The sequence below is a fragment of the Aliamphritea hakodatensis genome, assembly GCF_024347195.1.
In the GTDB taxonomy this organism is placed as follows: domain Bacteria; phylum Pseudomonadota; class Gammaproteobacteria; order Pseudomonadales; family Balneatricaceae; genus Amphritea; species Amphritea hakodatensis.
In genome coordinates this window covers 1,552,947-1,567,838 of record NZ_AP025281.1, presented here as the reverse complement: position 1 = coordinate 1,567,838, position 14,892 = coordinate 1,552,947, and the positions used below count along the sequence as shown (strand labels likewise).

The following is a 14,892-nucleotide window of genomic DNA, read 5'->3' as shown; positions in this document are numbered from 1 at the left end:
TGAATCATCTGTGTTCCCACGCCTGAGCTAAAACAGGCTGTAAAGTGTCTTTAGCCGTTTGAGGAATGACACCATCTACTCCCTCCGGCGCACTAAAAACTGCCATAGCGTTGACTAACTGGTTCACCTGACTATTAATCAGCACGCCTGATTCCGTCTCGATTTTATCTAGCTGGTAAGAATCCCCACGGTACCAGTTGTTCACAGTTACCTGGTCATCTGAACCAACAATTGTAATTCGAAGATCCTCCCCATGACGTCTGAACCAGATTTCATCTGCAGAAATATCACCATCGAAAGCCAATACATCCTTTCCGGAAACATCATTCTGATTTATCACATCCTGCCCGTCACCTTCAGCGAACTGGTAACGGTCATTACCGAAACCGCCGTTGAGAGTATCATTACCTCGTCCCCCCTGAAGTACATCATCACCAAACGAGCCATTCAGCGTATCGTCGCCTTTATTACCTGCTATCCGGTCATCGCCTGAACCGCCACGCAGGTTATCATCGCCACCGGTTCCACTGATCCAGGCATTATTTTCCAGATCTTCATAATTCCATTGAGTGCCATCAGCAAAAGTGACTGTTTCTATAGCGTCCCAGACAAACTGATCTTCAAGCGTGATAGTTTCACCCGTTGGGATGACAGTGATCACTGCATCGTTACGGTTCAACCGCGTGACAGTTATCTCATCGGAATTTATATCCGTTAGTACCAGATGGTTGTTACCAAAGAATTCGTCTATTACGTCGTTCCCGTCACCTTTACGGTAATAGAAAGTATCATCACCCATCGAGCCATCCAGCGTATCGTCGCCTTTATTGCCCATTATCCGGTCATCGCCTGAACTTCCACGAAGATTATCATCGCCATCAGCTCCACTGATCCAAACATTATTTTCCAGATCTTTATAGTTCCATTGTGTGCCATCGGCAAAAGTAACAGTTTCAATGGCGTCCCAGAAAAACTGATCATCAAGCGTGATAGTTTCACCCGTCGGGACGACAGTAATCACTGCATCATTCCGGTTTGACCGTGTCACAGTTATCTCATCAGGGTTTATATCCATCAATACGAGATGATTGCTACCGAAAAACTCATCGATAACATCGTTGCCATCACCTTTACGGTAATAGAACGTATCATCACCTATCGAGCCATCCAGCGTATCGTCGCCTTTATTACCTATAATCCGGTCGTCTTCAGAGCTACCGCGCAGGTTATCCGCACCGTCAGTACCGCTGATCCAAACATTCCTTTCTAAATCGTCGTAACTCCACAAACTCCCATCTGCAAAGGTTACTGTTTCTATAGCATTCCAGAAAAACTGATCTTCAAGCGTGACAGTTTCACCCGTCGGGATGATCGTAATCACGGCATCATTCCGGTTTGACCGTGTCACGGTGATCTCATCAGGGTTTATATCCAACAGTACGAGATGGTTGCTACCGAAGAACTCATCTATTACGTCATTGCCATCACCTTTACGGTAATAGAAAGTATCATCACCTATCGAGCCATCCAGAATATCATCGCCCTTCTGCCCGATAATCCGGTCATCCCCTTTGGTACCACTAATCTCATCATTACCAACAGTGCCGACGATCCCGTCGAACTCAGCAAGATAATGAGCATTCCCACAGGAGGTAGAAACGGAAATACTGACAGAGGCCTTTTTCACCCCGCTAAGATTATCGGTAGTACTGTAGGTAAACGAGGTTTCACCGGTATACCCGGCATCAGGAGTAAAAACGATATCCCCCGCAGCATTTAATTCCACTCTTCCGTTTTCAACATTCCCAAATATAACGTTGCCCGGAATACTCTCATTATCATTACTGAATACATCAGCAGCAGGAATAGTTACCGACTGATTTTCTTCCGTAATAAAATGATGATTACGCTCAGAACCCGAGCGAGTGTCAGGTGAGTTAACGACCAGATTAAAATCAGTGGATACTGAATTTTTACCATCTGTCGCAGTAACCTGAATACTCAATACGTCCGCGGTATTTTGCGGCGGCTGTCCGCAAAAGTGTTGTGCCGCAGAATAAAACGTCAGCCATTCAGGTAATAGGCTTCCGTCACTCATTGCTGCACTGAAAGTCAGCGTATCACCGTCTATATCAGTGAAAAGGTCTTCCGGTACAGTGAAACGCCAGCGCCGGTCTGTATTTGCAAACTGCTCAGAGATATTTAAAGACACCACCGGCGCATCGTTCACCGACGCGTTATCTACAAAATAACCAGCCTGTGAAGCATCAAATACATAACTCTCACCGTTATCAAACTCAAGTATTTCAATAAGGTTGCTGTCATCAGTAAATGCCTGATAAATGATGATTTCATCATTGGCATTCCCTGCTGGGTCATCAACACGTATCAGTAAATTATCATCCACTCTGGAGGTACTTATCTGTGAAACAAGAATGCCTGCTCCAAAACGAACACGGTCATAAACGGTGAGTCCTTCTTGTGAAGATTCTGAGATAATATCCCTGCCATCTCCCCGGTTGAACAGGTAAACATCCTCGTGGATGCCTCCGACCAGAACATCACTCCCTTTTCCGCCATTAAAAGTATTCCTGCCACGGCCACCATTGAGCCAGTCATCCCCAGCCCCGGCATCAAGGAAATCATTGCCCTCCTCAGCGAACATGGCATCGTTTCCGTCAAATCCATTCAGACGATCACTGCCGTCTCCGCCTATCAGTAAGTCATTACCACCGGCCCCTGTTAACGTATCATCGCCGGCACCGCCATCAAACGCATAATGAACAGAACTCTGGCTTCCCCAAATCACATCATCGCCGGAGCCCGACTGTACGGCTTCTATCCCAACACTGTCCGCATCTAAACTTAAAGCCGGATAATCCTGATAAATAAGGCGGTCAAAACCCACTCCACCAGATACATTTCCGTTAACAGAGAAATCGTCTGCATCTGCGTATAGCCAATCATTTCCGGCGCCACCTCTCAGCGTATCAGCACCGGCCCCACCAATAAGAAAGTCATTACCGGTGCCGCCCAACAAGCTGTCATCTCCGTCATCACCCGAGAGCACCGTATCCCGGGTTACATCTGCAGCATCTAAAATATTGGCTGACCGGTTACCTTCAGCAGCAACCCATTCGCTATCTTGCTGCGTAAACTTAAAATCATTCCGGGTAGCAGAGAGCACCTGCACTTTTTCTATATCACCATCTTCAAACTCATACACAAGATTCCCCTGTGCATCAGCAGAGGTCCTTACTCCCCGGGGATCATACGCAAAGGCAACATCCGCACCTGATCGTTTCTCGCCATTACTCAGGTAAACATCGATAAGGCCATGCACAACCGTCCCGTCGCTCAGTTGTGTCTGGGAATTTTCTCTGACCTCCAGACCGAGAGACTGAATACCTGCCTGAGATAACGTCTGAAATTCCCCTTCGTCAGCAATGCCATCACGGTTTCGATCCTGCCATATTTTGAACTTACCCCAGTGTTCATCACTACTGTTAAATTCTTTGTTACCATCACTGTCAAACAGCGTTTGCAGGGCTTGCAAGTCGGTATCATCGGCCTCGGTTAACATCGCGAATGCTATATCTTCAGCCCGGTTAATCTGGTTATCATCGTTTTCATCAAATACCAGCAATCCGTCATCACCGGATGTCCAGGCAGTAAATTCTCTGAAATCATCGTTATCAAAATCGAATGAAGTCACTGTATCTTCCAACGAAACCAGTTCTATACCATCACCATCCATATCAATAACAACAGGCTTCCCTCCTGAGTTACCGCTATTCCCACTACCGCCATAGCTCTGGCCCGCAGTAGCCCCCCAGTGGGATGATGTTGTATTACTGCTTGAGCCTGAACTGCCCTGATAATTTTGCCCGGCAGTATTATTAAAATGGTCTTTTCTTTGTGATTCCTGAGAGGCTGTATAGCTTTGGCCAACCGTATTATTAAACTGTGTTTCACGCTACGCTTCAGGAGCAGGGGGATAACTCTGACCGGCGGTATTATTGAACTGATTCTTACGGTTGCTTTCCTGTGCTGCTATATAACTCTGGCCAACCGTATTATTAAACTGCCCACTGCTTTCTGATTCGCTGGCCTGCCGGTTAACGATGGACTTAAATGCCTCTTCAGCCTTCAAAGGTGTCAATCCAACGGTTCTCTGATGTAGCTGGTCTGTCCGGCTGAACTCAGATTTTGTTTTAGCCAGCCCAGAGCTAAAATCCAAGCCTGGATTATCTGCAATAACCGAGCGGGCAACTTCGGCGAAAGCTCTGGTTGCGGGTGTATCAAATCTATAATCCGCGGGGTCTACTCCATCCTGTACAAGAGAAAACACACCCACTTCCTGATTAGTAAAGCCAGTTATCCCCGACCATGATATCTGATGCGCAATGTCCTGCTTAACTGCCGCTTCTGAGCCTATTACTGAAAGATAGTCACTTTGGGAATTAAAAACACTGTCATAGGGTTGATCATAAGCACCTGTAAAACCTCCAATGCTATTTTCACTCTGCGCGCCTACTGATATATTGAGGGAGTCAACCAAACTAAGGCCTTGTTCCTTCTTACCCTTAATGTACCGATTAACTCTTTCATTAATTATTTTTTGTGCTGAAGTTATTGGTTTTACAAACCCTAGATTTGACATAAAAAAGTCCTTTTATATTATTGTCTATGATTTAAACCTTAATTTTGAAAAATTAAAGAGATAAATAAGATTACGTCTTAATCCTTTAAGACCATAATTTGTCGAACAGCACTAATATTTTTTAAGACATCAGTTTAGATAATATTAAACCAGCCCCATTTATATATTATTTTTTATAAAATCATGCCGACATGCAGCAAAACCTTTTGATCCTTCCCAATTCAAAACATCATTATTTATGCCCTTCCAATATATTAGTGAACATTGTTCTGCAGATATATTTGAAAGTAGAGCACACTTTTTATAATTAAGCTCGTTGCTAGAAAATATTGCAGAGCAACTTTTCATAAAATAATCACTAATGTATGAACTATCATTCAAAAAAAACTTATAAGATTTTTCAATATTATTCGAAGATAACTTTCTAAATTCCTGCTTATTATAAAAACCAGGAACAAACAACGCATACATATTTAAAAAAACATCTGACGATAGACGCTTACATGGAAATTTTTCACCAAGCTCGACCACCACCTTAAAATACATCATATAATTTGATTGATACTTATCACAAAATTCAGAGTATTGCCCACGATATTTAGCATCTACATATTCAATAAAATACGTCATATTATTAAAAACATACATTTGGTTATAAGCTTCGTTCAACCGTGTATGGTTAGGAATAGAAATCATATTCAATAGAACTTTAACAAATATATTTTGCTTTGATATCTCCTTCATATCTAGCAAATATGTTCCTTCGTATAAATTGTTATCCATAATGTATTTTATTTTAAAAGACTCACTCAAATCATAATTTATAATATTTTTAAAACTATCATATTTATTTAAGTCATAACCAAAGGCCTCACTAATAAAAACAGCAAGACTCATATCCTCAACACTTGGGTTCTCCATGGAATCAATATATGCCGCCGCAGCCTCTATACCCTCATCAAAAAGAACAGACTTAACATCATCAGAAATATCTAAGTCTTTAGCAAATGCTAAAAAAGACATTAAGATTAAAACACAACAAAGAAAAAACTTTTTATATGATTTTTCTCTATAAAGTATAATTTCACTCATATTAATAACCTGCCATTAATTATTAAACTAACCGGGTCATATATTCTTTAATAAAGTCTATCCTGCACAAATTAAAACCATTGGAAGTCTCCCATCCGTTTCTTAAATTAAGAATACTCCAATATGGTAATAAACAATTATTCACCGCTGCATTAGAAATAACATTACAAACTTTCCATTCAAAACTATCAGTATTGTAAATTTTAGAGCATTCTTCCTTCATAAAATAATCCTTAAAGTATGAATTATCATTCAAGAAAAAAGAATATCCATTTTCAAAGTCCTTCCTTGGTATATCCCCCCCTTCCTCGAAACTGAAATACGCAGGAATGAACTTCTTATAACGATCAACATATGCTTTATTATCTCTTGCACATGGATACTTCTCATTAAACTGATATACAATTTCAATATACATAAGAAAGTCATTAAAATATTGATCACATAAATTTTCATCAGAAGTAACTATCTTATAAGCATCTACAAAATAATCTATTTGATGCGATATGTACTCATTGCTAACCAAGTTACTAATAAAAATATCTGATTCAATATTTTCAATTTCAAGTAATCTACTCATGAAGTAATTATCTTTTGATAGACGTTTTACTTCTCTCATATTTTCTTCAAAGGAGTTATTAATAAAAATATTTTCTATTTTAAAAGAATCACTATTATTAAAACCTACTTGTTGTAACATCAAGCCCTTATTTTTAAGGCTTATTTCATAATTTTCTGACAAATATAGAGCCAGACTCATATCCTCAATACTCGGACTATCCATGCCATCAATGTATGCCGCTGCAGCTTCGATTCCCTCTTCAAAAAGAACAGACTTAACATCATCAGAAATAACAGAAGAACTACCGTAACCAGCCTTGGTAAAAAACATTACCAGTGCAAATGCTATTAACAACTTCCAACTCTTATTATTGTTAAACATAAAAACACCATTACTATAAAGAAAGAAGATAATTTCCACCCAATATTTTCAAGCCTATTCTCCTAAAAAACCTATCCGTACTTTTAATTTGAACACCAGATGTCACATGAAACATTAAGTAATCAGCATGTCTTAATGCCCCCCACTCCTTAATCGCTTTAACAAGGCCTAAAGTAACTTTCCCACCGGCAAGACTCTCACGAATACCAGCAATTACATAGATACTTTGCACGCTAACAAACAATGATTTTTCGCCTATAAAGTACTCTCCTAGAGTTGCATATAAATACCCTCTTATATAACCTCCCTCTTCAACAATGAGCCCTGCATGCAAATCAGGCCTTTCAATAATTAACTCAAATATCTTTCTGAACTTTTCATCAGAAAATTCAACTTCCTTGAAACAGCTTTCCTGATGATTCTCCAGCGCTATATCCCTCACCTGTAAAAAATCTGATTCCTGTACTCTCCGTACTCTTATTACATCTTCATCTGACATACTGAGTATCTCCTCTGCCAGGTAGAGATATATCTAAACTTTCCTCTGATATAACCAAAGAAATCAAAAAAATATATTGAGGGTAAATTACGGGCAACATAAAACGCATCAGAGGTTACTGACGCAGTATGTCTACGAGGGCAAATAAATATGGAAGGGTAATACGTCAAATCCATGACAGTCATCCTCTTCGTGTCTTAATGCAATATAAGACTCAGAAAACAGGCTTCTTCCCTTAAAGGCAGATATCAGTCTGGCCAATCGCCTACTCAGAAAGCTAGCAACGGATCACAAACAAGTCAAACAACCGTATGAATTTTCAACTTATCAATGTCTATGGAATTACGTGCTGACTATACTGATCAGCTCAAAAAGACGCCATTCACTCATAGTTATCAGTGATATACTCAGGCTTTCAGGAACTCAATCGCTGCTGTGTCATCGTCCATGGCAAAGCATTGCATGTCGATGCCTGAGAAGAGCTTATCTTCAATGCGGACGATATGTTCAATCCAGGTTTTATCCGTCTGAATCGCTACCTTGCGCATGTTGGACATCCCCACCTCCCGGAGATAGCGGAATTCTTCCAGTAAGGCGGCCAGCTCAACCCCATGGAAGGATTCTATTTTTTCCAGAATCACGATGCTTCCGTAGTGTTCTACTTTTTCTTTGGAGGCATCCAGAACCCGGGTCATATCCTGTTCTGTGATTTTCCCGGAAATCCGGAATGCGACGGCATTGTCGATGCCAATATCGATCATTTCTAACATGTGGATTCCTCCATGACGTTACTGGGTTCTTTATGTATTAAGGATAGTCGCTGGGGGCTTTGCTGTTAGTGAGTGTGAATGACGGTTATTTGGGAAACGCCCGCTCGGGGATGGCTAACTGGTTTATTTGCGACGTGGATTCAAAGATAACGGTATAAATTATAAATTGGGCGTTTTGTTACTTGGGGATGAGCTTAATGACGCTGTCGCTATTATTGTGGTGAATTTATGGTTGAGATGGTCTGTTTCGACTTCGTCGAGTCAAGACCTTTAAACGGCTAAAGCTTGTAGAAAAGAGTTCTTAAGAATCTAAAAGCGGCCACACTGTTTGCCTCGCTCTTTAATACTGGCAGACCGGATTCCCTGTGCGTTTCGCCATTGAATGGCATCACAAAAACTCGACCGCTACGCGCTCTCAAACAGTTTGTGTCGCTGATCATTCAACAGCTGCAATGCTCGGCTGCACAGAAGGGGAACCGGGGTGCCTGCTTCAGGTTTATGAACCATTAAAATCCCTAAAAAAATTTCAGGCAGGCACAGTGCTTCGTGATGTCTTTTGGGTTAGTTTATTGGAACTACTTAACTTTCTCTTATCCCTAACCCACAAAACAGAACCATTTGTTTTTTTCATTTCGAACAGATCGATAGCCAAAAACAAATCACTAAGCTTTTTAAAACCATAATTTCTCTGATCGAATGAGGCATGATTAGAAATATGAGTACCGATAGGCCCCAACATCGCCCAACCATCATCTTCTTCAACAGCTTCGATTGCCTGCCTGAGAAGATTCATTAATTTCGTGTCGCTCTTAATGCTCTTACTCTGTTTCTGTACAGGCTGTGCAGGTTCTGATTCATCATCAAGATAAAGGAAGCGTGAACAACTATTAACAAAAGCAAGGGGAGTCTTCCGTTCTCCAAAACCAATCACATACTTGCCATCAGCAAGAGAACGGGTAACAAGCGGTGTAAAATCACAATCTGAAGATACCAGACATATGACATCAATATCTTTAGTGTAAAGGACGTCCATGACATCAATAACTAAAGCCATATCAGTAGCATTTTTTCCTTTTGTCAGATCAAACTGCTGAATTGGCTGTATTGCAAACTCATGCAATATATCTTCCCAGGACTTCAGATTTAAACTCTTCCAATTTCCATATGCTTTACGAATGTTTACAACGCCATAGCGAGCCAACTCGGACAATACATTATCTATCTTTTTAGCAGGCGCATTATCAGCATCAATAAATACGGCGATCTTTTCCTTATCTTTCATCCCTGTCGACTTCCTTTCAAAATGTTAAAAATAATGATTCCATTCCATCCCTGTATACCTTACCAAATTACTCATCGTTAAAGGCCAAACAGAGTTAACCTTACACGTATAGGTTTTAATAACTACAACGACCAGCGCCACCAACTAAGCTATTTCTTCAGCTACTTTGTCTGTGAAAGCAAACTGATCATCCAGCTTGCTGATGCCGACGCCGCTGGTTTTTCTGACTCTTATCTGTACCGGTACCCGTTCTTTGAGGGCGGCGACGTGGCTGATGACGCCAATCATTTTGCCGCTGGCATTTAAGTTATCCAGAGCATCCAGGGCGATGTCCAGTGTCGCGCTGTCGAGGGTGCCGAAGCCTTCGTCGAGGAACAGGGAATCGATGCTGGTTTTCTGGCTGACCAGATCTGAAAGTGCCAGTGCCAGCGCAAGGCTGACCAGGAAGCTTTCACCGCCGGAGAGGGTTTTGGTGTCTCGTACGGCGTCGCCCTGCCAGGTGTCCACCACTTGCAGTTCCAGCGCTTCGGCCTGATCCTGCTTGGGTTTCAGCTGGTAACGGCCATGCAGACGATTAAGCTGAATGTTAGCCAGATGTACCAGATGTTCCAGTGTCAGGCTCTGGGCGAACTTACGGAATTTGTCGCCTTTTTGTGAGCCGATGAGGCTGGTGAGATAGCCCACGTCTTCATAGTCCGCTTCACACTGCTGAATCTCTTCCAGCAAACGGGTCTGTTCGGTGCGTTTGCGCTGGTCGTCTTCCAGCCGGTGGCTGTTGCGGCCCTGTGCTTCGATCAGTTCACGATGCTCGGTTTGCAGGTTTTCCAGCTGCGTCGCCAGCGCTTCAGGGGTGCGTACTTCACCTTCAGCCTGCTGTTCTTCAGCGCCGGTTTCCGGCTGCAGAGCAACCAGTTGCTGTTCGGTCTGCTCCAGCCGTGCTTTGGCGGCGTTAATCTGGAGTTCAATCTGCTTTTGCAACTCGCTCAGACGGTTCTGCTCTTCCGGCTCCAGCATGGCGGCAAGCAATTCTTCTTCAGTGCTGAATACGCTGTCGGCCAGTTGTGTCTGCCAGCTTTGTTCACCAGCCGTCAGTTCGGTTTGCTGGGTTTGCATCCGGCTGTTCAGTTCAGCCAACTGACCACTTAACTGCTGCAGCTGGCTGTGCAGATGCTGATAGTTCAACTGCGCCTGTTCAGCGGCATGCCGGGCAGCGGCGGTTTTATCGGCTGCCTCCTGACGGGAAATAGCGGTATCCGCTTCTCCGAAAATATCCTGACGTTTTACCTGCTGCTCCTGCAGTGCAGTGTTCACTGAACTGAGTTCGGTCTGCAGGTCTTTAAGTTTTTGCTCCAGTTGCTGCTGTTGCTGCAGCTGTTCTGACATTGCTTCCTGCAGTTGCTGACGCTGCTGCTGAAGTTTGTCTGTCTCTTCACGGCAGGCCTGCCAGCCTGCAACCAGAGTTTCCTGTTGCTGTAACCAGTTCTCACAGATTTCTGCGTCGTTGAGATCCGGTACCGGTAATGCCTGAGAGGCAATAGCCGCTTCCAGTTCGCTGACGGTTTGACCGGCACCGGTGAGGTATTCCTGCCGGCTGGTTTGTAGCCGCTGTACTTCTGCTTCCTGTTTGCTGAGGAAGCCACTCACCTGCTGCAGCTGCTGACGCAACCCCTGCGCCCGCTCATCGGTCTGGGCACGGCGCTTTTGCAGTTCTGTTTGCTGTTGCTGTAACTGTACCACCTGCTGACGTGCCTGCTGGAAGGCTTCCTGCTGACCCTGCATGTCCGTGTGGAATTGCTGCAGTGCAGGATGATCTCCAATCGTCAGCTGGATATTCAGCTGTTGGCAGATTGTCTGCCAGCGTTGCTCACTGCTTTGCTGTTCGGCCTGCAGCTGTTGCAGCAGCGTTTGCCATTCCTGCTGCCGGGTCGTCAGTAATTTGATCTCCCCGGCAACGTTCATGCCCTGCTGTTTCACTGTTTCCAGTGCCTGTTCAACAGTTTCAAACCGCTGCTGAGTCTCGGGGACATTAAGGCTTTGGTATTCCTCCACCAGCGGATGGTCTTTTGAGCCGCATAACGGGCATGGCTGCTCTGCTTCCAGCTGTTCACGCAGCTGGGTCAGGTCGGCAATTTTCCGTTCCTGTTCCAGCATCACCTGTAAATCTTTCCGGCTTTGCTGATGGGTGGCGTAAAGCTGGCGGAACTCTTCGCGCTGAATGTTCAGCTGTTCCAGTTGCTGAAGCCGCTGTGTATCCGCAGCCTGGCCTTCCTGCTGCCGCTGCTGGTTTTGCAGCCAACCGGCGGTCAGGCTGTCCATTTCAACCCGTGCCTGATACAGCTGGTTGAAGCGCTGTTCTTCCTGCTGCTGAACCGCCTCATCAGCGCTGACCGGCTGTTGAGCGATCTTTGCCTGCAAGCTGGCGAGCTCCGCATCCAAGCCACTCAGTTGCTCTTCCGCCCGGGTCAGTTCCGCGTTAAGAACCTCCTGTTGTTGCTGGCTGTCGGTTAGCTGCTGCTGGCCGTTACGCAGGTTTTCATTAGCTTTTGCGGTTTCACGGTGTAACCGTTGCAAGGATTCAAAGTTTACCTTCCAGCCGGACAACTGCTCCGCCAGACGGGCGACCTGCGGCGTAACCGTTGTAATTTTCGTCAGTTGGTCTTTCAGCGCTGCTTCCCGGCTCTGACATTCCGCCAGTTGCCGTTGCTGATCCGAGCCTTTAGTCAGCCCCTGTAGCTGCTCGCTGGCCTGACGCTGTTCTGTCTGTTTTGCCGTCTGCTGTTCCTGCAGGGCTTTGATCTTTTCATCCAGCGGAATGACCTGTTCTGTCAGCAAGGTATCCAGCGCCTGTTGTTCAGCCTGTGCGGCCTGGCTTTTCTGTTCGCTGTTCTGCTTCAGCTGTTCAGCCTGTTGCTGTTCCTGTTGCTGACTTTCAGTCTGTTGCTGCAAGCTGCTGTGTTGCTGCCGAATCTGTTGCAGTTGCTCGCGTTGCCGGTGCAGGTTGTGCAAAGGCTGGCGTAAACCTTCAGCCGGTTGTGACCGGGCCAGCCGCTCAAAATCAGCCCCGTGCACCTGTTGCTGCTGTTCGCTGTTGTGCAGCTCTTGCCGGGCTGCAATCACCTGTGCCGTTGCGTCAGCAAGCTGTTGCTGCCGGTGCAGGGTTTGCTGTAATTGTTTAATCTGCTGTTCCAGCGCACCGCTCTGCTGCTGCAACTGTTCCGTTTGCCCCTGTAAGTCGGCGCTTTCTTCAACACTCAGCAGTGAGTAGGCCGCCAGACTGGCACGGAGGGTATCCAGATGAGCCTTACTTTCTTTGTGCTTTTCATAAACCCGCTCAGAGATCTTGCCGTATATTTCGGTACCGGTCAGTTCTTCCAGCAGCTCTGCCCGGTCATTAGCATCGGCATTCAGGAAGGCTGCGAACTGCCCCTGTGAGAGCATCATGGATTTGGTGAAACGGCTGAAATCCAGCCCGGTCAGCTCTTCCGTCTGCCGGAGCTTTTTATTCACCTGGCTGGCGAGAATTTTACCGTCACTGATACGGGCCAGTTCAACTTTGGCGTCCTGCAGGTTACCGGTGACGGAATCCCGCGAACGGCGCTGGCTCCAGAATGCCCGATAGCCCTGCCCCCGCACTTCAAATTCCACTTCAGCCAGACATTCCGCACAGCCGCGGGTCATCATCTCATTGCTGTTTTTAGAGAAGTTATTCAGCCGTGGCGTACGGTGATAGAGGGCCAGACAGATAGCATCCAGCAACGTAGTCTTGCCTGCACCGGTAGCGCCGATAATGGCGAACAGTCCGTTGTCCACAAAGGGGGATTGGGTGAAATCCAGCTTCCATTCCCCCTGCAGGGAGTTAAGGTTCTTCAGCCGTAAACTTAAAATTTTCATGCGTCTGAGCCCTTAAAATCCGTCAATCAGTGACTGTTGCTGCATAGCTTCCGGCTCAGCGGATGCCGTTTTCTTCGATCCGGCGGGTGTCGCCGCCGGCTTTTTCTCCGTTACAGGGGTGGGTTCCGGCAAGCTGTTCCCGAACAGGTCATCTACCGGTTCCGGCGCTGGCGCTGGCTCTGGCGCTGGCTCTGGCGCTGGCTCTGGCTCTGGCTCTGGCTCTGGCTCTGACTCTGGCTCTGGCTCAGACGAAACCTCAGCAATTACCGGTTCTGAATTTTCGGGCTCCGGTTCCAAAGCCTCTGATACATCTGCATCTGCAGCCGTTTCAGAAACCTCTTCGACCTCTGTTGCATCGTCGGTCAGTGTTTCGGACTCTTCACCGGTTGGCTCTGTCGCTGCCGATTCAGTCACAGGTGCCTGTGTCACCGCGGTGGCCGCACGGGTCAGTTGTTCTGCCAGTACCGGATCATCACCATCAAGATTATCCCGGACTTCACCTAACACCTGCGCAAAGCTGATCCGTAAGCGCTGCAGGCGTTCCTGTTCAGAGTCACTGCTGAAGTCTTCCCGGGCGAGGCGTTGTTCAAAGACATCCTGCGGGTTCAGTTCTGCCAGGGTTTCCCGCTGTTCAGCGCCGGCTTGCTCAGATTTCTGCACCCGGCTGCGGCGCAGCTGTAACACCTCAACGTTGTAGTCGGCGGTTAAGGCCTGAATCCGCTGCTGCAAATCATTCAGGTAGGCCTGAGCACTCACCTCAATGGTCAGCCAGACCGACAGCTCTCCTGCGGTTTCCAGTGCGGCAAGCTGTTCGGCAATCTCTTCCAGATCCCCTTTCAGTTGGGCCATTGGCTGAAACATCGGCACCGGCAGTTCGATCACCTGAGCAGTTTCGCCGGGAGCAACGTCCACCAGCAATACCTGCTTCTGACTGCGCAGTTCATCAAAACTCAGCGGAATCGGCGAGCCGCAATAACGGATGGTGTCAGACTTGGCGACTTTCTGCGGCCGGTGGATGTGCCCCAGCGCAATATAATCGGCAGGCGGAAAGTGGTTGGCCGGAAAGGCTTCCAGTGATCCCACATAGATATCCCGGACGGATTCGCTGGTCTGCACACCCATGGCGGTCAGATGGCCGGTGGCCACAATGGGCAGGGGCTGATCTTCGCCTTGCTCCCCGGCCAGTTGCTGTGCAATCTCATAACGGCTCTGGTAGAAGTCACTGATTGCCTGCCCTAACTGTTGTTGCTTCTGCTTACCAGACTGTCCGGCTTCACTGGTCATCAGGTCCCGGGGGCGCAAATAAGGTACGGCACAGAGCACAGCCCCCGGCTGACCGTCGGCCTGATTCAGCACGATCACCTGCTCCTTCGGAGCATTCCCCACACCGGCGATCACCCGGGTATTTAACTGGGCCAGCAGGGTTTTCGACTCATTCAGCATGGCAACGGAATCATGGTTACCCGCCAGTACCACTAACTGGCAGTTCAGCCGGCTCAGTTCAACTATGAAATGGTTATACAGCTCACGGGCGTAGCTTGGCGGGGCGCCGGTATCGAACACGTCACCCACAATCAGCACCGCATCAATGGCCTGTTCCTGTACCTGCTGCAAGACCCAGTCACAAAACTGGCGGTGTTCATCCAGCCGGCTTTTACCCATAAAGTTCTGACCAAGATGCCAGTCCGATGTATGCAGAATTCGCATGTGATTCTTTAACTCTTTCACCGGCTGCCGGGGCAGCCATTTAAC

The 14,892-nt window shown here is 46.4% G+C and carries 9 protein-coding genes; all 9 read right to left on the bottom strand.

The features are described 5' to 3' along the window. Nucleotides 1-4: 4 nt before the first annotated feature. Nucleotides 5-3,757, bottom strand: coding sequence for an SPM autocatalytic domain-containing protein (locus PCI15_RS07115; RefSeq protein WP_271273641.1), 3,753 nt, complete (start codon nt 3,755-3,757; stop codon nt 5-7). Between the two features lie 219 nt (nt 3,758-3,976). Further along, entirely contained in the window at nt 3,977-4,663 is a 687-nt protein-coding gene (locus PCI15_RS07110; RefSeq protein ID WP_271273640.1) for a hypothetical protein, read from the bottom strand. A gap of 159 nt (nt 4,664-4,822) precedes the next feature. After that, entirely contained in the window at nt 4,823-5,755 is a 933-nt protein-coding gene (locus PCI15_RS07105) for a hypothetical protein (RefSeq protein ID WP_271273639.1), read from the bottom strand. 22 nt (nt 5,756-5,777) lie between these two features. Continuing rightward, nucleotides 5,778-6,698, bottom strand: coding sequence for a hypothetical protein (locus PCI15_RS07100; RefSeq protein ID WP_271273638.1), 921 nt, complete (start codon nt 6,696-6,698; stop codon nt 5,778-5,780). A 13-nt stretch (nt 6,699-6,711) separates the two neighbouring features. Continuing rightward, nucleotides 6,712-7,197: a hypothetical protein gene (locus PCI15_RS07095; protein WP_271273637.1), complete on the bottom strand. Its 486-nt coding sequence runs from the start codon at nt 7,195-7,197 to the stop codon at nt 6,712-6,714. 407 nt (nt 7,198-7,604) lie between these two features. Continuing rightward, nucleotides 7,605-7,967: a SpoIIAA family protein gene (locus PCI15_RS07090; RefSeq protein ID WP_271273636.1), complete on the bottom strand. Its 363-nt coding sequence runs from the start codon at nt 7,965-7,967 to the stop codon at nt 7,605-7,607. A gap of 526 nt (nt 7,968-8,493) precedes the next feature. After that, nucleotides 8,494-9,249, bottom strand: a complete 756-nt coding sequence (locus tag PCI15_RS07085) for an NYN domain-containing protein (protein WP_271273635.1) — start codon at nt 9,247-9,249, stop codon at nt 8,494-8,496. A 144-nt stretch (nt 9,250-9,393) separates the two neighbouring features. Continuing rightward, nucleotides 9,394-13,140, bottom strand: a complete 3,747-nt coding sequence (locus PCI15_RS07080; protein ID WP_271273634.1) for an AAA family ATPase — start codon at nt 13,138-13,140, stop codon at nt 9,394-9,396. Nucleotides 13,141-13,152: 12 nt separating this feature from the next. After that, nucleotides 13,153-14,847: an exonuclease subunit SbcD gene (sbcD, locus tag PCI15_RS07075; protein WP_271273633.1), complete on the bottom strand. Its 1,695-nt coding sequence runs from the start codon at nt 14,845-14,847 to the stop codon at nt 13,153-13,155. Nucleotides 14,848-14,892 lie beyond the last annotated feature (45 nt).